Here is a 21,611-nt window from a genome sequence, read left to right as displayed (position 1 = left end):
CTTATTCCTGTTCTGGGTTCCGCAAGTAATAGCCCACTCCGCGACGAGTAACCAAATAGTTTGGATGGCTCGGGCTGTCTTCGATTTTTTCACGCAAACGGCGCACCGTCACGTCAACGGTTCGAACATCACCAAAGTAGTCATAGCCCCAGACAGTTTGCAATAAATGTTCTCGGGTCATCACTTGACCAAGATGTTTTGCCAAGTAGTGCATCAATTCAAACTCCCGGTGCGTCAATTCGATGGCTGCACCATTTTTAGTGACCATGTAGGCATCCGGATGAATTGTTAAATCACCAATCGTTAATTCGCTGTTGGCATTGTCGTCTGCTTCCTTCGCAGCTGCCGAGCCGCGACGCAGATTGGCTTTGACGCGGGCCACCAATTCCCGGTTTGAAAATGGTTTGGTTACATAATCGTCCGCACCAAGCTCAAGGCCTAGTACTTTATCGATTTCAGAATCTTTGGCTGTGACCATGATGATCGGCATGTCATGGGTTTTGCGCACTTCCCGTGCAACTTCCAATCCATCCATTTTTGGTAGCATCAAATCAAGCAAAATCAGATCAGGATCGACCTCGGCTACTTTTTCTAATGCCTCTTCTCCATCATAGGCGGTATATACTTCATATCCTTCTTTGGTTAAATTAAATTTGACGATATCAGAAATTGGTTTCTCATCGTCCACGACTAGGATCTTTTTCAAAAATGTCACCTCAATTTTTTTTGGTTTCTTACTTATTATACATTATTTAAACAGGCTTTTCATCTTTCCCAAAAACCGCCGCCTCATTCTTAAGGAAAGCACAAAAAAAGAAAGGCACGGGGCCTTTCTTTTTTACTCTTCTAAGAGTTGAATACCGATCCCTAACAACCCAGGACCCGTATGGACAACTAACGCGGGAGAGATTTGCCCAAACAAGATTTCTTTGACCTTAGGAAATTCGGCTTCTAATCTTGCTTTCATCTCTTTGGCTTCTTGTAGTGCATCACCTTGGGCCACGGCTAAACGCACATGGCGATGGTCACCGATGAATTGCTTGATCAAGTCAACGGTTTTATCCAAGCTTTTCTTCCGTCCACGAGATTTTGCGACCGTATAGTAGATCCCTTCTTCATTACAAGAGATAATTGGATTCAATTTCAAAGCATTACCTAAGATGGATGCAACCAGACCGATCCGGCCGCCTTTTTGTAAATACTCTAAGGTAGCTACGTTGAAAAAGACTTTGTTTTTCGGTACTTCATTCGTTAATTGTGCCCGCAATTCTTCCCAAGTCACGCCTTTTTCTAACAGTTCTGCCGCACGAATCGCTTGCAGCCCTGCACCGATCCCAATATTTTTCGTATCAAGTACAAAAACCTCAAGATCCGTCCGTTGTTCACCTAACAGTCGAACGACATTAAACGTTCCGCTCAATCCGCTGGAGATGGTTACGGCAAGGACTTTTTCATACCCATCGGCTTTGATCCGATCAAAGATTTCCCCGATCGCCGCGCCATCAGGTAATGAAGTACTAGGAATCTCTTGCGGCAAACGTTCGTAAATTTCTTCGGCAGTAATATCAACTTTATCGGTATAGGTCCGATCCTTGTAGATTATTTGCAATGGCAGCATATACATGCCGTATTGCTCCATGATCTGTGCGGGAACATCGGTACCTGAATCAACTAATAGGGCAATTTTCTCTTTATTCATGGGCTTCTCCTTTATGTGTTTCTAAATAAATGACTTCTAATTCGATGGTTTTTTCTGCCAACAATTTATTAGCAAAGGAACGCGTTGCACCTTTCATGGCCACTAATTCAATCGGGATTGGTTCCGATGCCATTTGCTCGGGCTCTCCCATTGCTTCTTTGCCAACAAGATGAATTGCTTTTTCTTGTTCTTCACAAAATACATTATAGGCATTTCTGATTCCGACAGCTTTCCCTTGAAAAAGGATGCCTGTCTTTATTTCTGGAATTGTCAACACTTGCTTCAGCATCGTGATCGCGATCAAAAATGCGAGATGCTTTTGGTTGTAACGTTTTTTTTCTGGTGCGGGGATCATCCCTTTTTTGACATAATTATTGACCATAGAAGAGGTCAATAGCGGATGTTTTTCTGTTTGGATCACAGGTGATAAATATTGGTCAATCAAAGTGATTACCTGATCCATATACAGTTCCAGGGTTGGCAACTCTTCCCACCTAGGCAGATGGAATTCCAGCAGCGATTCACCCCATGTTTTCATGTCCGATTGTAATTTTTCCATGTCATCCTCCATTTTGACTAACAGAAGGTTAGATTATCACAAACTAATCATCTAGTTTCGATAACTAGATACATTTTATCACGGTTTTCTGAGTTTTTAAAGCAATCTGATCAATCTTTTAAGAATTTCCTATCATTTGAAATTGGGGAACGAATGGTGTTTTTTTAAGATAACCCCTGTTTTCCAACTGAAAAAAGCGCACATTTTTTTCAAAAGAATGATTGATTTTTAAACACCGGAGTGCTAAGATAATGAAGTACTTTTGGTACGGGCCGTTAGCTCAGTTGGTAGAGCAGCTGACTCTTAATCACCTGCCCTCTTATGTAGAGGTGTGTTTATAAACGTTGATTTATAGAGGTTTTAATGAGGTTTACTTAGTTGATAATCTTCAAGCCTTTTAATTGCCAACAATTTGCCAACAAAATGACAGACTTTTTTTAATAGTAATCGTTTAAAGACTTGCCAGTTAATTTTGATCAAGTCTTTTTTTGTTATTTATTTTTTGAATCCAAATGTATTTGCTAAATTTTCTGCAGAAGCATATTTGAAACTTGGATCAAGGTGTGCGTAAAGATTAGCAGTTGTCGTATAAGAGGCATGGCCAAGCCACTCTTGCACCTTCTTCATGTGCTCACCATTTCCAATCATTATAGAAGCTGTTGTATGTCTCAAATCGTGGAATCGTATCCTTTTTATATTGTTTCTCTTGATTACCTTCGCAAATCGTTTGGAAACGAAATCTGGTCTTATGATATTGCCATTTTCCATGGTAAAGAGATAATCGTCGTCTTCGTAATTATATTCAGCTCCGAAAAGCTTTTTATTTTTTTCCTTCCACCACGCTAATTTCACTAACTCCTCTTCAACTGTTTCTATTAAAGGAACAGAACGATAGCTGGAAGCATTTTTAGTTCTGTCTTCTTTAAGAACGGTTGTTAAGTCTTCTTTATTTTCCAAAACTACGTGTTTAATGGTAATCGTCTTATTCACAAAATCAATCGCATCCCATTTAAGCCCTAAAACTTCACTTCTTCTAAATCCATAAAATACTGTTAATAGAATTATTGGATAGAGCTTCTCACCTTTAAATAGTTGAAGTAGTTTTAGCACATCATCCTTTGTGTAAAAGTTTGGCACGAAGGAGTCCTTTTTTGGTCTACGTACACGATCAGCAATATTTTTATCTATCTGTTCTGTCATAAAAGCTTCCTGTAAAGCTTTTCTAATAAAAGCGTGATAGTGTAGAGCAGTATTTCCAGTGCACCCATCGTCTAATATTTTTTGATAGAACCTTTGCAAGTGGACCGGTTTTAAGTCAGATAACATAATTCCACTTGGTCCAAAATAATCTTTTATCCTAATATCGATGTAACGTTTATAACTAAAATAAGACGTTTTTGACAGTTGTGTTTTAGCAGTTTCAAGATAACTATATAGGTAATCGACAAAAGGCGTTTCGGTTCTTTCCAGTTTTAAAACAAGATAATCCTCTTGTTTCATAGCAATTTCTTGCTCGATCTCAGATATAAATTGTTCTTTTATTCTTTCAGCTCTTTTTTTATTTCCTTTCATTTTTAGTTTGGTATCTCTCCATCGTTGAGAAGTTTTTCCAAAATCATCTTTTATTGTAACGACAACTTGGAGAGTTCCTCGTTTTTCTACAATATTCGCTCGTAATTTCAATTCAAATCCTCCTAAAAATGAAAAAAGCAAGCTATGGAAAACGCAATTCTAACATCTTTATTATACCATAGCCTGCGTATGCTCATCTGCCACATTTTGGGCATCTTGTAAGTATTCGATCACACACTTTTTAGGAATCTTGTAGTTGCTGCCTATCTTGACATGTTTTATCTTGTTCGATTTTAGTAGCCCATAAGCTTTATTTCTCCCTATCCCTCCTAACATTTCTCTCAATTCATTTATTCCAACCAGATCTTTATAGTTCTCAAACATGACGTCATAAATGTTTCGCTCCATTTTTACCTCCTAAAAAAAACCATAGATTATTGTTGCCAACATTTTAAAATAGTGATACTATATCAAAGTAATAAATTTTGGGCCATTAGCTTAGTTGGTAGAGCACTTGACTCTTAATCAAGGTGTCGAAGGTTCGAGTCCTTCATGGCCCATTGGGTGCCAAACCCACGGAACAGGTAAATGTTGGTGCGAAAGCATTTCGAAAACATTTATGCTGTTCTTTTTTTATTTTAAACATTTTCTAAACCACCTTGGAAAAGGTACACAGGAGTCTCCTCCTCCCCCTGTTCGTCAGCGGGACGCTTACGTGAGTATCATTATCTTCAACAATTATCTCTTTGCCTAAAGTTTCCATGCTTTAGTCGCAACTTTTGGTTTATCGCTCCTTCAAATCTAAGAGATCTTGGCGCCAAAAGTTGCCTGCTACTTAATCACTGAAAAGAATTTAGAAAATGGGCTATTTGGTTATCAATGAGCAATAAAAGAACGAAAGCGTTCCTTTCTAAAATAGTTTTACCAAATTTTTTTCAGAATATATATAAGTACAGGCTAGAATGACACATATTGAAAAGTAGTTGATCCGAAACACAAAGACTAGTGATTCTAAAAGAACAGTATGTCTCCTTCCTTCAATTAATTGTTAGTGATTGAAGACACCACTGGATTCATTTATCGTTCATTTTGATTTTCTTCTATATTGATAATAGCCCCTATATACTCGCTCAACATTAACATGAGTATCATCGTGCATCCTCTTAAGATAGTTGCTTTGCAAATTACTATAAGATATTTATATTAGCTTTTCTTTCACCAAGTATTCATAAATAGTTTTTGATCTAGTTGGGATACCTTTTTCTTTTAAAAAAGAAGCTATATATAACGAAATAATGTCATAATTATTCTTATATTTTTGGTAATCATTCTCTCTTACATATTCTTCATAAACTCTCTCTTGTGAAACTTTCTTGTCGTATTCAAATCTTTGATTCTTTAACAGAACATATTCTTTTGATAAAGCAACAATTTCATCCATGATTTCTATTAGACGAGCTTCTATTTCTCTACTTCCCATATCACTTTCACCTCTAAATAGTTAGGCTGTGCTCTTTCCAAGAATTAAAATAGTTTTGTCTATATTCTTTTGGAGATAACCCGGTTTCCTTTTTAAAAAAAATAGTAAATGCACTGGCGTTAAAGAAACCAGCTTTCTCACCAATCTCAAAAATTTTTTCATCTGTCGATTCCAACAAATTTTTCGCTAACGTAATTTTGATATCATTAATTAAATCCTGAGGCACTTTATTTAATTTGTTCATACAAAAACGATTTAAAGTTGGTTTGGACATGTGCATAAACTCTGCCAAGTCACTAACGGTCACATTTCCAGATAAATTCTCTTGTATGAATGCTATTAACTTAAATATTTCAAAGTATTCTTTTAGCGTAGAAAGATTCAATCGAAATGTCTTTCTTATTATCATTTCGATAGCGGGATTCACTACATACGTTCGATCTCTCGTTTCAAACCTTGTAAAAAGTAACTGAATTAAGCTAGATAACTCTTGATTGATTATCAGATCAATCTTTTGAATATAATTTGAAGAAGGCTTACAAAATAAATTCAACTCGACAATAATGATTTGATTCATTAAGCTCTGCGAAATGTAATGGAAGATCATATGTGATTCTATCAGAATTATTTCTACCTCAGATTTCTCCATATACAGTCCTTTCTTCGTCAACAGGATAGCCCAACCATTTGCGCCATGATCATTTGGAGAATAGTTATTACCATTTGTATAATAGATATTTTTGATTTCTATCATTCTTTTCACCCTCCTACTTTATGCTACTCACTTTATTTGTAAAAGTTGTCATATTCTGTACGTATTCATCAACTTCTTAATTCACTTTTATCATAAAGTATAAATAAGTAAAACGTTTTCAAATAATAATGATTAAAACCGCAAAATTATTGATTCAAATTACAAATTATTATTATCACTTCTAAATATTTCAATCCATCAATGCTAAATTATCAGCATATAATTTTTCTTTTTAAGCGATTCAATATACAATCCAAATTTCAGTAAAATATATCACTTATTAAGAAATAACACCGATAAAAAACTCTATAAACGAATTAAAAATAACTATTTAATATAAATAACAAAATTTCATATCTTCTCACGAAGTCCTGCCAAAATACTTTTTAATAATCAAAATGTCACCTAACTTTTTCGAACGCCTAACCTCCTCTTTATAAGTGTTAATTGATGCCTTTGGAGACACAGATCCTAATTTTTTCTTTTTACTTATTTATTGAACTTCTTTAACCTTTATATGGCGGTTTTCGAGTAAACCTTCAAAATTTTCTAACCTAATAAGAAAAAGTCATCACTAATGCGATGATTTATCCTGATCCCAATAGAAAAATAATAGATAAGAATACCCATACAAAAGAAATATTACTAGTTTCCTACGGATTTGAATCATATGAGTAATTGAGAACCAGGCCCTTTCTTGATCATCAATTGTTCAATGTGGAAAAGCAAAAAATCTGGGCCAGATTGATGTTCAATCTGACACAGATTTTATTTTGCACAACTAATCAATCTTTAATGACTAAGGTTTTTTTAATCATGTATTAAAATTAAATCTACTCATTATTACATATCTAGGAAAATCTTTCCCTTACTGAAAAAGCTATTCCTGCATTAATTGTAAAGTCCTTGTTTATGCTTTATGAAATCAAGAAATATAAAATTTTGAGTCCACGCTAAGCAAAGTCCCATTTTAAAATGTTCTTAGTTTACATTTCATATTCTTCCACCACTAACTTTCAAGAAAATAATTATTTCCTCTTTCTACTGATATCAAGAGATATTAAATATCATTGAATTTTCCGTTTTCATGCTTAAATTATAGCCACATAACTCTTTGAAATAGGTTCGATAATCATTCTCGGTGATTCGAATGATTTCATTACTTGAAAATTCTTGAATTTTACACAATTCCACTAAAAGATTCAACTTTGCATCAATCCCCAGTATTTCTGGAAGATCTTGCCAAAATGTTGTTTTTGAAATATTATCAGTCAGCTCTATCAGTCTAACTATCTGTTTATTGATATACTCTCGAATTTCTTCTGTATCTCTGCGAGACTCATCCAATTCTTGCCAGAAATAGTTAGTATAATCTTTTTCTGTTGTGAATAGAAGCATGTTTATTTTCCTTTCCAAACATTTAAATGTTATATTTGGTACATTCTAGCTACGCATTATTTTAATTCTTTTCACTGCCATCATTATGGTCTGTATCCTTTTAAAGAAACTATACATGACTAAAAATATTTTTTTCGTACAGTAATCAGGTGGATATCATATACCCTTAGACATGTAAAATAACACTGAAACTTAGTCAGAACCTCTCACCTATCATCTTAATTGACTTAAATTAGCTTAAGCAACTGTAACGATTGTTTACTGTATTCTTATGGATTAATTTTTTTTGTTAGAGAATTTACTTATTTGGTCTCCTATCACTATGCAATCTTCTTAAGTTGCTTTCTTATTCTTATAAAAAAACACTAAGAGTAAGAGTATAACAAGAAAAATAGAGATAAATAACCAGTAATTATTTGGACTAGAAATAGTTATATCTTGTCGATTAAATTCCTTAGACGTCTCATCATCTACCACAAATGACCTCGTCCACTCCCACTCTAATTCTCCTGAATTTGCTTGTAGATGGAGAACATAAGTTCCTGGGATAAATGACTCACCATTCAAAGGAATTGGAAACGCAAAATTGGAGTGAGGAGCCATTTGCATTCCTGATGCCTCTGTGGAATAAAGGCGTTCTGTTTGATCTTCATTATAAATTGATGCAATAACCTCAAACTGATTAACAAACGTCCCCGATTGATTTTGAATCTGAGCACTAAACACATTTCTAAAGTTTAATTGGTCCGCATAGACATCTAAAAGATCTAGCTCGGGAGAAAGTTGCTCCCGCTTATTCGATACAACGAGGCCCATAACATAAGACAGTGTGTTCTCAATAGCCATTGATTCTTCTGACAAATGCTCACTATCTTTGATTTCTTCCACGCGAATTCCTGCTGCTAGAACACCTTCAAATGGTTTATCTTCTGGTAAGGTTAATAAGAGATCTAATTGTTTCGTCTCCCCTTCACTAAGAGTAATCTTGCCATCTCCTTGAATATAATCAGCCAAAAAAAATGGTAGGGTGTCATCTGGGATATCGGCGTCACTACCATATTCCACTACACCACTCACATTTGTAAAAGCTGTATGTACGGATATTGATAAGTTGATCTCTTCATCAGACATATTTCGTAACTCCAAAGATAACGTCTGGCTTTCTCCAGGCTCAAGATTCAGATCAAAATAGCCTACCTCAGAATTCACTTGATTTTCACTCAGAATCGGTCTAACTGAAAAACCAGCAGATTGATCAGCAAAAGCAACTGGGCCAAAAAACAGGGTCAATATAAAAATTACCACTATGTACATCATAGTTTTCTTACTGTCAAATAGTATTTTATTCATAACGATCTTCCTCTCTATATTCCACGGGGATTGCCTTCATTTCTTTTGTTACTACCATTAGTGCCTAATTCCTACCCAGCATAGCAAAATTCATGAATCATATACGCTCGATTTGTGCATGCGACGATGACCAAACTGACCATCATGATTACTAATGAGGAGCAGTACCGCCAGATTCCTCTTGCTTGTAATCCTCGCAAATGGCCAAACAGAAAAATAGCCTAACAACCAAAATGATTTCCTATTGGATGTTAGGCTGTTTGAACATCTGATGAAGTACGCATCCAGTTGATTTCTATCATTGAATGACATTATCAGGGACCGATTGAAGAATCCACTCCAAGGTGGTTTCATATGTTCCAGTTTGACGTTTGGTGTTAGTATCAAATCTTAGACAGCTTTTCGTAGAGACAAGAATAAATTAAACTTATCTACGAGAGGATGAATTTTATGACCCGATATAAAGAAAATTTTAAACAGATGATTGTTGAACTGAATCAAACTGGACGTTCTGTTCGAGGGTTGGCGAAAGAATATGGCTTATCTGAAGCAACGATTTACAAATGGAAGAATTTATATTTACCTAATCAGTCCACAGGACTGACTGGAAAAGAAGTGGCTGAACTGAGAAAAGAAAATGCTCGTTTGAAAGAGGAACTTGAAATCTTAAAAAAAGCCGTAGCCATATTCTCTCGAAAAACCTAAATTCGCTTGTTCAATTTATTGAAAAGTGGTGTAAGGATTACACTGTTTCTTTGTTGTGTCGGTTATTAGAAATCCCTAGAAGTGTCTATTATTTTTATAAGAACAAACCATTGACAGTTACAGAAATCAGAAATAATACGTTGAAAAAGAAGATTTCAACTATTTTTTTTACGAATAAACAACGCTATGGCGCCACAAAGATCCATCAAGTTTTATTAAAAGAAGGTATTTCAGTGTCTCTTAAACATGTCCAAAAGCTAATGAAACAATTAAATTTAAGGTCGATTGTAGTTAAAAAATATAGACCTCAAAGATCTAATAGACCGATTATTTCAAAAGAGAACCTCTTAAATCAGGACTTTTCTACTAAGACTATCTGTGAGAAATGGGCAGCTGACATTACTTACATTCCTACTAAGAAAAATGGTTGGTGTTACTTATCTTCAATCATGGATTTACACACGAAAAAGATTATTAGCTATACATTTTCAAAACGAATGACTGTGGATTGTGTCATTCAAACGCTGAACAAAGCAAAAATGCAGTATGACATTCCAGAAGGAATGATTCTACACACTGACTTGGGTAGCCAATACACAGCCAGAGAAGTGGAACAATGGCTTGAAACCAACAAAATAAGGCATTCTTATAGTAGAAAGGGAATACCTTATGATAATTCTGGAATCGAATCTTTCCATGCTTCATTGAAAAAGGAAGAAGTCTACACGACTAGCTACTCAGATTTTGAAGAAGCAAATCGAGCACTATTTAGCTACATTGAAGGGTTTTATAACCGAAATCGAATCCATAGCTCGATTCACTATCTAACCCCACAGGAGTTTGAAGAGTTGGCAAAAGCAAAAATGACGTAACAGTCTCTACTAAAATATGTCCAAGATATTGACTCAAATCCATATCTCAAATCGTAACAAGTTTACTATTGATTCTTCCACAGTTACATTATATACAGCATATCCAAAATAATTTATTGACATTAATGACATTACATACTCTCCTTTTTATTGGCTTATTGTAATTCAGTAACTGTTCTATTGTTTACTATAAATAACGAATACCATAAATACATTCTTCATGTATAAATGATAAAATTTTTAATTCATCACTAGATTGGTCGCTATTATAGTACATAGATAACAGTTCATTAAATTTTGCAAATACACTTTCAGGAATGGACAACAATCCCAAACCTTGGCTGAACATTATCTTGTTAGCAGTTAACAATGCTGTTCGCTTATTGCCATCCCAAAATATTTGATTTTTCGAAATGAATAGAAACAGTCGCAATGCCTTTTCTGTCTCTGATATCTCTTGATTCATTATTTCGTCATATTGATTCTTTACCTCATCTTCAGTTAACATTGGTGGCACATATCTTCCTTGAATAGTCGATACTTCTACTCCGCCGGTTCTTATTTCACCAGGAAAAAGGGCATCTTCCGCTGCAACTATCCGATTAATCCGCTTACTTGTCTCTAACAGGGGCTCCTGTACGTCGTTTAAAAGCATTTCAAAGCCTCTTTTTAAGTTAACGACGGTCAGGACATCATCTACAGCCACGTTATTGGCCCGATTATATTTAATAATCTCTTCTGTTTGTAACAACGTTGTATTCAATCCTTCGAATTTCCCCGCATTATACACCAGTTCCACAATGTTTTTCTTCAATAAATACACAGACTCTTTGCGAGATAAGTGATATTTATCAGGAAAGTTAGGCCGTTTTTTTTCGTTCATTTTCTCACCTCTTGAATTTTTCCTTCTATTATATAGGGCGTTATTCTGTCATAAATCCAAACTCTTTACTGCGGTATCCTTATCTTCCTGAGTGATCCCAATATAGCGTAAGGTCTCCCGTTGTGAAGAATGGTTGAGCAGCGACTGAATGATCTCTGTTTTGGTCCCTTGCTTGTACAAAAAATAGCCGAAGGTCTTGCGCATCGAATGGGGACCAATTTCTTTCAACCCAACCGCTGTTCCAGCTTCATGAATGATCCGCCAAAGGCTTTGTCGGGTCAAGGGCGTATCTGCTCCTTTTCGACTTGGAAACAAATACTTGCTGAAGTCTTGTACTTGCAGCTGCTCAGGAAATTCGGATTGAACATAATCAAGAATCACTTTTCGTAATTTGTTCGAAATGAAGACCGAATTGTGTTTCGCTGTTTTTTGTTCCTTCATGGCCAGACGTTCTTTGACAATCACCCGACCACGGGAAATTTCTAACACATCACTTAATTTTAACTGTCTTAAATCGGAGATTCGATACGCCGTATTGATTCCAATCGAAAAAAGCACCAAATTTCGTTGCCCATATTTTCCGGAAGCTAAAATTGCCTTCATGGCATCGATCTTTTTTTTATCGCGAATCGGTTCCACGCTCTTCATTTTTAGTCCCCTCTCAAATGTTACTTAATATGATTATAACAGATAATAAGTCACATTTAAACAAGCTATAGAAAAAAGGCCCTAAAAGAAAAGTGATTTCCTCTTAGAGCCTCTAAGGATGGAGCGATTTTAACGAATGTGACAGAATCAGATTGTGTCACATCAGTAAAATTTATGGAATATATTTAAGCAGATACTTTTTAATAGCACTTTTCTCAGAATGTCTTGCATAAGACCATTAAAATCAATGATTTTTATTCTCTACATTTGATATTTTATCTGATAGATAATCAGTGATCACCAAAAGCACACCAAACGTCAACATTACATCTGCAATATTAAATACAGGAAAATTTAGAAAATCAAGACGTAGCATGTCAACTACATAGCCAATCCTTATTCGATCTACTAAGTTTCCCAATGCACCTGCAATAATAAAATTCAGGCCACTCGTCAGAATCTTTTTTTTACTTTTTAACATTAGCCAACCCAACATAGCGATTATGGGCACCGATATAACAATCAATAAGTTTGTATTATTACTCAAAATCCCCCAAGCTGCCCCACTATTTTGAATATAGGTCAGTGAAAAAATATCGGGAATAATGACTCTTTCTTCATATAATGCAAAAATATTAACTGTCAATAATTTAGCAATCTGATCTACACTTAGAAGAACGAATATTGATATTACACTTACAAATAACATGAAAGCCCTCATCATCTAAATATTTATTTATTGAATAAATTTGAAAGTTTTTCCCATAACAACAATATAGTTTCCTTGTTATTAAAAAAAGGTATTTGCACAGTATCTAAATTTTCAAATAATCCAGCTGCCTGATCATAATAATCTGCTAAGAATGTAGCTTGTTCATTCAAAAGAGCATTTGCTTCTTCAATATTGCCATTAGCTATTAGATCTTTGATTGTTTGTAAAATTTCTTCTCTATTCATTGAGTTCCTCCGTATCAAAATATTTACCTCAATTACTTAACACATCAGCTAATAATCACAAATTAACACTGATAAAGATAAATGATACTATAATTAAAACTAGGAATATTTGAGTTAAACAGCCTAAGCAGCCTCTGTTACTTCTATAGGAACCATGATTACCATGATGTTCTTTTTTGTAAGTGTTACTTTTATGGTGGTCATCTCTATAATAATCTTTTTTGTGATGGTGTCCCACAAAATTCACCCTCTTCCATAGTGTGTTCAAACAGAACTTTTAAAATAGTTTTTATATGTTCATCATTCAAGGAGTAGTACATATACTTTCCTTTACGCTCTGCTGAAACCATCCTATTACTTTTCAACTTAGAAAGATGATGCGATGTTGCTGTGTGTGATCTTTGGACCAATGACTGTAATTCAGAGACATTTCTTTCTTGTTTCGACAAAAAAAACAGTATTTTTAGTCTGGTTCGATCATTGAGTACTTTTACGATTTTCTGGGCTCCCTCAACTGATCTTTCTAAATCCTTATTTTTCATTTAGAATCTCCGTCCTATAATTTTCACATTTCTTTTTGAGGAATTAATAATCTCAATCCGTTAAAAATAACCAACACAGTACTTCCTTCGTGAGCTAAAACTCCTATTCCTATAGTCATTTTACCTAAAAAGTTTAATGATATTAATAGCAACACAATAAACATTGAAAAGATAATATTCTGCCAGACAATTTTATTTAATCGTCTAGATACTTTATGAGCATAAACTAAATTCGATATGTCATTCTTCATTAGAACCACATCCGCTACATCGATAGCAACATCCGTTCCATCGCCCATAGCAATTCCTACATCCGCATTAACTAAAGCTGGCGCATCATTGACTCCGTCACCTACCATTGCAGTTAGTCCATATGAATCCTGTTGCTGTTTAACAATTTTCGCCTTATCTTCCGGTAAAACATTAGCAATTACTTGACCAATCTTTAGCTCATTGCCAATCGATTCACCCGTAAGTTTAGCATCTCCTGTAATTAAAGTAGTGTGAACACCTTGATCATTGAAGTATTCTATTGCATCTTTTGCATTCGAGTTAGGGACATCCATTAATGCAATTAAACCTATAACTTCCTTATTAATTGCTATTAAAACAACAGTCTTTCCGTCTTTTGAATACTCATTAACTTTTTCTTTTATGTTTTTATCATAACTGTTAAATTCCGAAGGTTTAGAAATTCTATACTCATTATCATTGAAAGTTGATACTAATCCTCTGCCAACCTCATTTTCTACTGATAGTGTTTTTGTCTCCGTATGTGGAAAATTACTAACTATAGCAGTCGCTAAAGGATGATTTGATTCTTTTTCCATTGATACAATAACGTCGATTACCTCTTCTTCGTCGACCCCATCAATGAAATATTGATTTGTAACAACGGGTTTTCCTTTCGTCAAAGTCCCTGTTTTGTCAAAAGAAATAGCTTTAAGTTCCCCTAAATTAGATAAAAATGATCCCCCTTTAAACAGTACACCTCTCTTAGCTAAATTAGAAATCGCTGATAAAGTAGCTGGTACCGCACTAGCTGCTAATGCGCAAGGTGAAGATGAAATTAAAAATACAATACTTCGATATAAAGTTACATTCCAGCTCCATCCAAAAACTGTTGGACCCAAGACCAATATAAATGGGAAAATCATCAATACTAAGGTCACATACTTGGGCTCTAACCTCTTTATGGTTGTTGCTGTTTTACTCAAATTTTTCTGCGATTGATCAACTAGTTTTAATATTTTTGCAAATACAGTATCACTACTATCTTTTGAAACTTCCATAACAAACGAACCGGTACCATTAATTGTACTTCCGAATACATCGTCACCTACTGTTTTTTCTTTTGGAATACTTTCACCGTTTATAGACGACTCATCGATTGATGTTGTTCCAGAGATTATTTTTCCATCTGTAGGCACTTGTCCTCCATTTAAAACTTGCACTTTATCTCCGACCACTAATTGATCAACTGACACGACTTCAACAGAGTTGTCAATTGATAGTCTTCTGGCTTCCGTGGGATTTAGCTTTAGCAGATTCGTAATTTCTCTCTTACTCTTACCCTCTGCGTAATCTTCTAAGAAATGTGCTCCTGCAAAAATCAAAATTAATAGACCAGCTTCCTCGAAACTGCCAATAATCATTGCAGCAGCTGCTGCTAATACCATTAAAAAATGAATATTAGGCATAAATTTTTTTGTTTTCAAACTATCTTTTATTGTATCTCCAAAGCCCTCTATGATTACATGGTACCCTGCAGAAACCACCGTAATACTAAATAACATGTTAGAAAGTATAAGTAGATCTTCTCCTAAAAATAGAGCAATTAAAAATGCGATTAACCCAATGAAGTAAAAATACACTGGGATATTCCCATGGCTGTGATCGTGTTCTTCATTATGTTTATGCTCAGTACCCCCATGGTTACTAGTCTCGTTTTTAAGAGAATGATTTTTGTTGTTGATTTCATCTTTGTCCATTTATGTTACCTCCTAAATATTGTTTATGATTAATCATAGTTTTTGAATCCTTTGTTTTCATTTAAAATCTCATCCACATTTCGCCGATAAAAATCATGCTCTTTCAACCACTCCTTAAAGCTACCCTCAGATAACTGATAGATTCCTTTTATTTCTTGGTTATTGAAACCTAAGCTAAGTAATTTTAAATATTTTTCTAAAGTTAAGTCTCCAATTTTTTTGTTTTTGGAGCTATATCCTAGAAACTGTCCCAACAACTGAATTTCTTTTTTTAGTTCTGTATGATCACTATCTAACCAGTTAGGATTTTCATTTAAAAGCTTAATCAATTTTCTCCGTATTTCTTTTTTTCTTTCTTTTGACATCTTACTCATCCTTTAGTTAATGTAATAATATTATAAATGACCAATCACACATATGTCAAATCATTCATATGTTTTTTTAAAAAATACGGTTTTTCTTCTGTGTAATTAGCTTCGACCGATTACTTTTGAACATATAGTACCAATTTTTACCTAAATTTACGTCGATATCTAAACCACATTCTATAAATGAGATTAAACTATTTTGAAAAATATTGAAATAATTATCTAATTTATATTCTTTATACTTTTCTTTAACGTATTAAAAGTTAATTCTATTACTTCGAATAGTTTAAAAAAAGGTGTATAAATCAAATGAAAAATCTAGCGTAATAAAGCATACTGCCTTAAACACTAGATTTTTCTAAAACAAAAAAATTTGCAATTCTATAAGCCTATATAAGTCGCTGGGTCCACAAAACCGGACCACAATCCTGTAGACATGCCCAAGTGAAGGTGAACTCCAGTAGAATTACCCGTCGTTCCCATCCCTCCTAAGTATTCTCTTGAAGAGACTGACTGGCCTACTGATACCGCCGGTGGTGTACTCATATGCATATAATAACTATACATACCGTTAGAGTGTTTTATAATCACATGATTTCCAGTAGACGGTCCATAACCTGCCGCAACAACTTCTCCGGAATTAATTGAATAAATCGGAGTTCCAGTAGATCCGGTAAAATCTAAACCGTCATGCTGATTTCCAGAATATCCTGTAGGATCTGAGCGAAACCCAAATCGGCTTGAAATATTAATAGAATCCAGAGGCCTAGTCCAACCATTATTTGACGAACTAGACTCCTCGGTTGATGGAACATCTTTTTCTTTGGAAGACAAATCTACGTTGCTTTTTTCTTCATCCGATACAACATTTTCTTCAGATTTACTTGTCTCGCTTGGATTTTCTTTTATTGGTTTTTCATCAACCAATTCCGCATTCTCTGCTGAATTATTATTACTTGTCTCTTGTTTCTTAGATACTTCCAAATCAGCCATTCTTTTAGCTTCTTCTTCAATTTTTCGTTGCTTTTCCAAAGCCTCTAAAGCTAATTTCTTTTTCTTTTCTGCCTCATCTCTTTCCTCAATGAGTTTCTGTTTCTTTTCTTCTTCAGTATTTAGGGATAAGGATAATTCAGCTATTTCTAATTCTTGTCCCAATTTGATATCTACTAAGTTTCTCTGTTTCTTATCTAATTCAGAAGATTGATCTTCGATGTCAGCTAGTTTTTTTTCTAATTCTTTTTCAAGTACAACACTTTTTTCTATATCCATCTGCTGTTGTTCCACTATACCATTACTCGCGTTCATAATCGTAATAGAGGCAACTGCTTTATTTATTGCATCACTAATAGATTCTGAACTGAGTAATGTCTCCATTAAACTATTTGATGAATCAGAAGTTTGAATATCTCTAGCTTGATTTCTTAGTAAATCTTTTCTTTTGTTAATCTTTATAGTGAGCTCCGTTATTTCTTTAGAAATTTCATTTGCTTTTTTTTCTGTAACTGATTTATTTTCGAGTATTTCTTTAATCTCGGCATCAATTTTCTTAATTGAATTATCGGTATCTAACTTTTGCTCCTCTATGGTCTTTGTTTCTTTCTTTATAACATCAATTTTCTGTTCCTGTTTACCGATCTCATTGTCTAGATCCTCCGCATATGCAGAAACCACTGACATAGAAAACAACATTAAAATACTGGAAATAAAAATATTTTTTTTCACAAACAGTTCTCCTATACTTTTAATAAATATTATTTATATAAAGCATAGCAAATAGAACAAATAATATTCGAAATAATAGAATTTAAAACAAATAGAAACAAATAGAAATATTTTGTCATATTTTTGAAATACAAGTAACCGATTTTGATAGTAATCCGATGGATACTCAACAATATCTGATTACACCTTGTAGCATTAAAAAAGATATACCACTCCCTGTTAAGCTTTTTCTTATCCTATCTCAATTTTACGTAAGTGTGAGGATTAAAGGATTTTAGCCAATTAATTCCCTTTGTAATTCTCATCTTAATAATAAGCTTTTCTTAAATTGAAATATCAGAGACTTGTAAATCTAAAAATTTTCTACATTTACAGTTCATGAGTAACCAGTGGCTTCCTACAAGTTATTCCCATTGGAACCAATAACATCTTTATACCAACAAAAGGATTTTTTCTTGTATCTTTCAAAGTTTCCTTTCTGGTTGTCATTTCTATTGACATAAATCAACCCATATCCCTTTTTCATCTCCCCTGTGCTTGAACTGACAATATCTATAGGACTCCAAACCATATAGCCCCAGACTTCCACACCCTCATATATCGCTTGCTTCATTTCTATTAAATGAGATTTTAAGTAGTTAATTCTGTAATCATCATTAATTGAACTATCTTCTGTAAATTTATCTACTGCCCCCAATCCATTTTCTACAATCATTAAATGAATATGGTTCTGTTGCAAAGTTTTAAATCTACTATCAAATAAGGTAGAATAATAGAAAAAGATAGCAGGAGGAATGACGATGAATCATTTTAAAGGAAAGCAATTTCAGCAGGATGTGATTATTTTAGCCGTGGGCTACTATCTTCGTTATAACCTTAGCTATCGTGAAGTTCAAGAAATCTTATATGATCGTGGCATTAACGTTTCTCATACGACGATTGGTTCTGTTGCAAAGTTTTAAATCTACTATCAGATAAGGTAGAATAATAGAAAAAGATAGCAGGAGGAATGACGATGAGTCATTTTAAAGGAAAGCAATTTCAGCAGGATGTGATTATTGTAACCGTGGGCTACTATCTTCGTTATAACCTTAGCTATCGTGAAGTTCAAGAAATCTTATATGATCGTGGCATTAACGTTTCTCATACGACGATTTATCGTTGGGTGCAAGAATATGGCAAACTACTCTATCAAATTTGGAAAAAGAAAAATAAAAAATCCTTTTATTCATGGAAAATGGATAAAACGTACATCAAAATTAAAGGAAAATGGCATTATTTGTATCGAGCCATCGATGCAGATGGTTTAACCTTAGATATTTGGTTACGTAAAAAACGGGACACACAAGCAGCCTATGCTTTTCTTAAGCGGTTAGTGAAGCAGTTTGATGAACCGAAGGTTGTAGTCACAGATAAAGCCCCCTCTATTACAAGTGCCTTTAAGAAACTAAAAGAATACGGCTTTTATCAAGGGACAGAACATCGTACCATTAAATACCTGAATAATTTGATTGAACAAGACCATCGTCCAGTAAAGAGACGCAATAAATTCTATCGAAGTTTACGCACTGCCTCTACCACGATTAAAGGCATGGAAGACATTCTAGGATTATATAAGAAAACCCGAAAAGAAGGCACTCTCTTCGGGTTTTCGGTCTGTACTGAAATCAAGGTATTATTGGGAATCCCAGCTTAAATCATAGATACCGTAAGGGATTTTATTCTTTATTTAAAACTTTGCAACAGAACCAAGAATCACTTTAAAAGTGTTTTTTTGGTTACCTTTTTATTATATTTGTTTTTAATGTAACTTTATCTGACAACTGCAATGTATTGCCAACATATGTTACATGTATTGATTCAATTTAAAATTTAATCATTTGTTAAGGAGGAAAATATGTTAATTACTGATCATTTGAAAGAACAAAATACAATGACTGAAATAGAACAAAGTATTTCTCAGTATTTTTTAAATCATGAACAAGAAATAGAAACCATTTCAACACGAAAAATTGCAAATGAACTATACATCTCTCCATCTACAATCGTCCGTTTTTGTCAGAAATTAGGATATACCGGCTATGGAGATTTTCGTAATAAATATTTGGAAGAGATACATTACTTTAACGCTCATTTTAAAGAAATCAATCCAAATTTCCCCTTTAAAGAAACAGATAGTAACTGGCATATTGCAAATAATATTGGTCATCTTTATAAGGAAACAGTATCAGATACTTTGGAATTAATCCGCTATCAAAATTTAGAGGAAGCTGGCTCATTGTTAAATGGAAGTGAGCATATCTACATTTATTCAGTAGGCGATTTGATTGAACCAGCTTACAGCTTTGAAAATAAAATGATTCGTCTAGGAAAAAAAGTGCAGGTGTTAGAACGAGCTGACTTAGCTTATGTTACCGCTGCACAACGAGAAGAAAAAGTCTGTTTTATTCTTATTTCATATTCAGGTGAAACAACACAAATTTTACGTACTGCTGAGTATTTATATCAAAAAAATGGTTCTGTTGCAAAGTTTTAAATAAAGAATAAAATCCCTTACGGTATCTATGATTTAAGCTGGGATTCCCAATAATACCTTGATTTCAGTACAGACCGAAAACCCGAAGAGAGTGCCTTCTTTTCGGGTTTTCTTATATAATCCTAGAATGTCTTCCATGCCTTTAATCGTGGTAGAGGCAGTGCGTAAACTTCGATAGAATTTATTGCGTCTCTTTACTGGACGATGGTCTTGTTCAATCAAATTATTCAGGTATTTAATGGTACGATGTTCTGTCCCTTGATAAAAGCCGTATTCTTTTAGTTTCTTAAAGGCACTTGTAATAGAGGGGGCTTTATCTGTGACTACAACCTTCGGTTCATCAAACTGCTTCACTAACCGCTTAAGAAAAGCATAGGCTGCTTGTGTGTCCCGTTTTTTACGTAACCAAATATCTAAGGTTAAACCATCTGCATCGATGGCTCGATACAAATAATGCCATTTTCCTTTAATTTTGATGTACGTTTCATCCATTTTCCATGAATAAAAGGATTTTTTATTTTTCTTTTTCCAAATTTGATAGAGTAGTTTGCCATATTCTTGCACCCAACGGTAAATCGTCGTATGAGAAACGTTAATGCCACGATCATATAAGATTTCTTGAACTTCACGATAGCTAAGGTTATAACGAAGATAGTAGCCCACGGCTACAATAATCACATCCTGCTGAAATTGCTTTCCTTTAAAAGGATTCATCGTCATTCCTCCTGCTATCTTTTTCTATTATTCTACCTTATTTGATAGTAGATTTAAAACTTTGCAACAGAACCGATAGAAACAACGATTTAGAGCCTGTAACTCTTAAAAGTGGCAAATTAAACAGTAACATCTCAACAATAAAAATAAGTGATAACAAAAAAATAAAAAAAGTGCCGATTGCCATATTAATAGACAGTAATACAGGGAGTTCTGGCGAATTAACCGCTTTGTGCTTTAAGGGGATCCCTAATGTTAAATTTTTTGGGTCTGATTCAGCAGGTTACACTTCTGCCAATCAAACTGTCTATTTATACGATGGATCGACATTACAAATAACTTCTGCTTTTGTAAAAGACAGAACAAATAAAATTTATAAAAATGTTCCTATTAATCCAGATGTTCAAACAAATAATAGCAAAAGTTCTGCAATAGAATGGATAAAATCTCAATTAAAGTAAAAAAAACTTGCAAAGATTTTTCTTTCCAAGTTTTTTTTTACTTTGCTACTTGTGCTTTTTTCTTGCAACATGAGTAAATCCAATACTTAACCACCCGAAAAATAACACTAACCAAGTTGTACTATGTCTTGCTAGAAATGCGATTAAACTTAAAATAGCGACAATAAAATATAAAAAATAATCATATTTTGAAAAGAATTTACCCATAACTATTCCACCTTAAAGTTATATTTTCTGTAATATATTCTCTTTTCTTAATGTTGGTCTATCAGTTTTTAGTCTTAGTATACGTGCAGCTGCTGTGTCAGGAACTTCGAACGCTTCAAGCAAATCGGGACGACCTAGCTTGTCTGCTGATACCAAAAAATTCAGCAAGTTCTTTTACTGTCAACATTTGTTT

Annotated in this window: 24 protein-coding genes and 1 tRNA gene; 6 read left to right on the top strand and 19 right to left on the bottom strand. The window is 34.1% G+C overall.

Annotated features, from left to right (window positions below; all coding sequences use genetic code 11):
- Position 1: 1 nt before the first annotated feature.
- The 5 genes from yycF to IGJ74_RS04845 form a co-directional block, all read right to left on the bottom strand.
- A complete protein-coding gene (gene yycF / locus IGJ74_RS04865; RefSeq protein ID WP_010747607.1) occupies positions 2 to 706 on the bottom strand; it encodes a response regulator YycF in 705 nt (234 codons plus the stop codon).
- Positions 707 to 838: 132 nt separating this feature from the next.
- Entirely contained in the window at positions 839 to 1,699 is an 861-nt protein-coding gene (locus tag IGJ74_RS04860) for a DegV family protein (RefSeq protein ID WP_005237394.1), read from the bottom strand.
- Positions 1,692 to 2,258: a DUF1836 domain-containing protein gene (locus IGJ74_RS04855; protein ID WP_034872437.1), complete on the bottom strand. Its 567-nt coding sequence runs from the start codon at positions 2,256 to 2,258 to the stop codon at positions 1,692 to 1,694. The genes IGJ74_RS04860 and IGJ74_RS04855 overlap by 8 nt, the downstream gene beginning before the upstream one ends.
- A gap of 495 nt (positions 2,259 to 2,753) precedes the next feature.
- Positions 2,754 to 3,941 carry a tyrosine-type recombinase/integrase gene (locus IGJ74_RS04850; RefSeq protein ID WP_223597470.1) on the bottom strand — a complete coding sequence of 396 codons (1,188 nt, stop codon included), beginning with the start codon at positions 3,939 to 3,941 and terminating at the stop codon, positions 2,754 to 2,756.
- Positions 3,942 to 4,001: 60 nt separating this feature from the next.
- Positions 4,002 to 4,238, bottom strand: coding sequence for a helix-turn-helix domain-containing protein (locus IGJ74_RS04845; RefSeq protein ID WP_074536550.1), 237 nt, complete (start codon positions 4,236 to 4,238; stop codon positions 4,002 to 4,004).
- Positions 4,239 to 4,317: 79 nt separating this feature from the next.
- On the opposite strand from IGJ74_RS04845, the gene IGJ74_RS04840 reads away from it, so the two are divergent.
- Positions 4,318 to 4,390 (top strand) — tRNA-Lys (locus IGJ74_RS04840).
- Between the two features lie 638 nt (positions 4,391 to 5,028).
- Here the strand turns inward: IGJ74_RS04840 and IGJ74_RS04835 are convergent.
- The 4 genes from IGJ74_RS04835 to IGJ74_RS04820 form a co-directional block, all read right to left on the bottom strand.
- Positions 5,029 to 5,310, bottom strand: coding sequence for a hypothetical protein (locus IGJ74_RS04835; protein ID WP_255324131.1), 282 nt, complete (start codon positions 5,308 to 5,310; stop codon positions 5,029 to 5,031).
- A gap of 13 nt (positions 5,311 to 5,323) precedes the next feature.
- Entirely contained in the window at positions 5,324 to 6,064 is a 741-nt protein-coding gene (locus IGJ74_RS04830) for a helix-turn-helix domain-containing protein (protein ID WP_074536552.1), read from the bottom strand.
- A 1,050-nt stretch (positions 6,065 to 7,114) separates the two neighbouring features.
- Positions 7,115 to 7,462, bottom strand: a complete 348-nt coding sequence (locus tag IGJ74_RS04825) for a DUF7006 family protein (RefSeq protein ID WP_074536553.1) — start codon at positions 7,460 to 7,462, stop codon at positions 7,115 to 7,117.
- Positions 7,463 to 7,795: 333 nt separating this feature from the next.
- Complete coding sequence (locus tag IGJ74_RS04820; protein ID WP_074536554.1) at positions 7,796 to 8,812, bottom strand: DUF916 and DUF3324 domain-containing protein; 1,017 nt, start codon at positions 8,810 to 8,812, stop codon at positions 7,796 to 7,798.
- Positions 8,813 to 9,262: 450 nt separating this feature from the next.
- Here IGJ74_RS04820 and IGJ74_RS04815 point away from each other — a divergent pair.
- A protein-coding gene (locus IGJ74_RS04815) for an IS3 family transposase (RefSeq protein WP_208787855.1) occupies positions 9,263 to 10,389 on the top strand; the annotation gives its coding sequence in 2 pieces (ribosomal slippage) (positions 9,263 to 9,491 and positions 9,491 to 10,389; 1,128 coding nt in all).
- A gap of 187 nt (positions 10,390 to 10,576) precedes the next feature.
- Here IGJ74_RS04815 and IGJ74_RS04810 read toward each other — a convergent pair.
- From IGJ74_RS04810 to IGJ74_RS04770, 9 genes are all read right to left on the bottom strand, one after another.
- Positions 10,577 to 11,272 (bottom strand): Fic family protein, encoded by a 696-nt coding sequence (locus IGJ74_RS04810; RefSeq protein ID WP_218193600.1) that lies wholly within the window; start codon positions 11,270 to 11,272, stop codon positions 10,577 to 10,579.
- A gap of 48 nt (positions 11,273 to 11,320) precedes the next feature.
- On the bottom strand, positions 11,321 to 11,920 hold the full coding sequence (locus IGJ74_RS04805; RefSeq protein ID WP_010821312.1) for a tyrosine-type recombinase/integrase: 600 nt from the start codon (positions 11,918 to 11,920) through the stop codon (positions 11,321 to 11,323).
- 244 nt (positions 11,921 to 12,164) lie between these two features.
- Positions 12,165 to 12,629, bottom strand: coding sequence for a signal peptidase II (gene lspA / locus IGJ74_RS04800; RefSeq protein ID WP_034706604.1), 465 nt, complete (start codon positions 12,627 to 12,629; stop codon positions 12,165 to 12,167).
- A gap of 23 nt (positions 12,630 to 12,652) precedes the next feature.
- Entirely contained in the window at positions 12,653 to 12,877 is a 225-nt protein-coding gene (locus IGJ74_RS04795; protein ID WP_029486039.1) for a hypothetical protein, read from the bottom strand.
- 206 nt (positions 12,878 to 13,083) lie between these two features.
- Complete coding sequence (locus IGJ74_RS04790) at positions 13,084 to 13,419, bottom strand: ArsR/SmtB family transcription factor (RefSeq protein WP_051661423.1); 336 nt, start codon at positions 13,417 to 13,419, stop codon at positions 13,084 to 13,086.
- 23 nt (positions 13,420 to 13,442) lie between these two features.
- Positions 13,443 to 15,410, bottom strand: coding sequence for a heavy metal translocating P-type ATPase (locus tag IGJ74_RS04785; protein WP_074536934.1), 1,968 nt, complete (start codon positions 15,408 to 15,410; stop codon positions 13,443 to 13,445).
- Positions 15,411 to 15,439: 29 nt separating this feature from the next.
- Positions 15,440 to 15,775: a hypothetical protein gene (locus tag IGJ74_RS04780; RefSeq protein ID WP_218193598.1), complete on the bottom strand. Its 336-nt coding sequence runs from the start codon at positions 15,773 to 15,775 to the stop codon at positions 15,440 to 15,442.
- A 384-nt stretch (positions 15,776 to 16,159) separates the two neighbouring features.
- Complete coding sequence (locus tag IGJ74_RS04775; RefSeq protein ID WP_201706032.1) at positions 16,160 to 17,500, bottom strand: murein hydrolase activator EnvC family protein; 1,341 nt, start codon at positions 17,498 to 17,500, stop codon at positions 16,160 to 16,162.
- Between the two features lie 397 nt (positions 17,501 to 17,897).
- The gene (locus tag IGJ74_RS04770; protein WP_430608697.1) at positions 17,898 to 18,239 is read right to left on the bottom strand and encodes a family 1 glycosylhydrolase; all 342 of its coding nucleotides are present in this window, start codon (positions 18,237 to 18,239) and stop codon (positions 17,898 to 17,900) included.
- A 61-nt stretch (positions 18,240 to 18,300) separates the two neighbouring features.
- Here IGJ74_RS04770 and IGJ74_RS04765 point away from each other — a divergent pair, with 61 nt between their 5' ends.
- The 3 genes from IGJ74_RS04765 to IGJ74_RS04755 all read left to right on the top strand — a co-directional run bounded on the left by IGJ74_RS04765 (position 18,301) and on the right by IGJ74_RS04755 (position 20,036).
- Positions 18,301 to 18,462 carry a hypothetical protein gene (locus IGJ74_RS04765; RefSeq protein WP_427369336.1) on the top strand — a complete coding sequence of 54 codons (162 nt, stop codon included), beginning with the start codon at positions 18,301 to 18,303 and terminating at the stop codon, positions 18,460 to 18,462.
- A 53-nt stretch (positions 18,463 to 18,515) separates the two neighbouring features.
- On the top strand, positions 18,516 to 19,196 hold the full coding sequence (locus tag IGJ74_RS04760) for an IS6 family transposase (RefSeq protein WP_430608696.1): 681 nt from the start codon (positions 18,516 to 18,518) through the stop codon (positions 19,194 to 19,196).
- Positions 19,197 to 19,397: 201 nt separating this feature from the next.
- Positions 19,398 to 20,036, top strand: coding sequence for a MurR/RpiR family transcriptional regulator (locus tag IGJ74_RS04755; RefSeq protein ID WP_218193635.1), 639 nt, complete (start codon positions 19,398 to 19,400; stop codon positions 20,034 to 20,036).
- A gap of 33 nt (positions 20,037 to 20,069) precedes the next feature.
- Here IGJ74_RS04755 and IGJ74_RS04750 read toward each other — a convergent pair whose 3' ends face one another.
- Positions 20,070 to 20,750, bottom strand: coding sequence for an IS6-like element IS1216 family transposase (locus tag IGJ74_RS04750; protein WP_162985212.1), 681 nt, complete (start codon positions 20,748 to 20,750; stop codon positions 20,070 to 20,072).
- A 41-nt stretch (positions 20,751 to 20,791) separates the two neighbouring features.
- Here IGJ74_RS04750 and IGJ74_RS04745 point away from each other — a divergent pair, with 41 nt between their 5' ends.
- On the top strand, positions 20,792 to 21,211 hold the full coding sequence (locus tag IGJ74_RS04745) for a S41 family peptidase (protein WP_229045690.1): 420 nt from the start codon (positions 20,792 to 20,794) through the stop codon (positions 21,209 to 21,211).
- Positions 21,212 to 21,611: the final 400 nt, after the last annotated feature.

This window comes from Enterococcus sp. AZ009 (assembly GCF_050548785.1).
Taxonomy (GTDB): Bacteria; Bacillota; Bacilli; order Lactobacillales; family Enterococcaceae; genus Enterococcus_D; species Enterococcus_D entomosocium.
This window is presented reverse-complemented; position numbering and strand designations above follow the sequence as displayed.

Bases quoted from the DNA above. Each gene is read 5' to 3' on its own strand.
- IGJ74_RS04860 (WP_005237394.1), bottom strand. From the start codon at position 1,699: ATGAATAAAGAGAAAATTGCCCTATTAGTTGATTCAGGTACCGATGTT.
- IGJ74_RS04855 (WP_034872437.1), bottom strand. From the start codon at position 2,258: ATGGAAAAATTACAATCGGACATGAAAACATGGGGTGAATCGCTGCTG.
- IGJ74_RS04845 (WP_074536550.1), bottom strand. From the start codon at position 4,238: ATGGAGCGAAACATTTATGACGTCATGTTTGAGAACTATAAAGATCTG.
- IGJ74_RS04835 (WP_255324131.1), bottom strand. From the start codon at position 5,310: ATGGGAAGTAGAGAAATAGAAGCTCGTCTAATAGAAATCATGGATGAA.
- IGJ74_RS04830 (WP_074536552.1), bottom strand. From the start codon at position 6,064: ATGATAGAAATCAAAAATATCTATTATACAAATGGTAATAACTATTCT.
- IGJ74_RS04825 (WP_074536553.1), bottom strand. From the start codon at position 7,462: ATGCTTCTATTCACAACAGAAAAAGATTATACTAACTATTTCTGGCAA.
- IGJ74_RS04820 (WP_074536554.1), bottom strand. From the start codon at position 8,812: ATGAATAAAATACTATTTGACAGTAAGAAAACTATGATGTACATAGTG.
- IGJ74_RS04810 (WP_218193600.1), bottom strand. From the start codon at position 11,272: ATGAACGAAAAAAAACGGCCTAACTTTCCTGATAAATATCACTTATCT.
- IGJ74_RS04805 (WP_010821312.1), bottom strand. From the start codon at position 11,920: ATGAAGAGCGTGGAACCGATTCGCGATAAAAAAAAGATCGATGCCATG.
- lspA (WP_034706604.1), bottom strand. From the start codon at position 12,629: ATGTTATTTGTAAGTGTAATATCAATATTCGTTCTTCTAAGTGTAGAT.
- IGJ74_RS04795 (WP_029486039.1), bottom strand. From the start codon at position 12,877: ATGAATAGAGAAGAAATTTTACAAACAATCAAAGATCTAATAGCTAAT.
- IGJ74_RS04790 (WP_051661423.1), bottom strand. From the start codon at position 13,419: ATGAAAAATAAGGATTTAGAAAGATCAGTTGAGGGAGCCCAGAAAATC.
- IGJ74_RS04785 (WP_074536934.1), bottom strand. From the start codon at position 15,410: ATGGACAAAGATGAAATCAACAACAAAAATCATTCTCTTAAAAACGAG.
- IGJ74_RS04780 (WP_218193598.1), bottom strand. From the start codon at position 15,775: ATGTCAAAAGAAAGAAAAAAAGAAATACGGAGAAAATTGATTAAGCTT.
- IGJ74_RS04765 (WP_427369336.1), top strand. From the start codon at position 18,301: ATGAATCATTTTAAAGGAAAGCAATTTCAGCAGGATGTGATTATTTTA.
- IGJ74_RS04760 (WP_430608696.1), top strand. From the start codon at position 18,516: ATGAGTCATTTTAAAGGAAAGCAATTTCAGCAGGATGTGATTATTGTA.
- IGJ74_RS04755 (WP_218193635.1), top strand. From the start codon at position 19,398: ATGTTAATTACTGATCATTTGAAAGAACAAAATACAATGACTGAAATA.
- IGJ74_RS04750 (WP_162985212.1), bottom strand. From the start codon at position 20,750: ATGAATCCTTTTAAAGGAAAGCAATTTCAGCAGGATGTGATTATTGTA.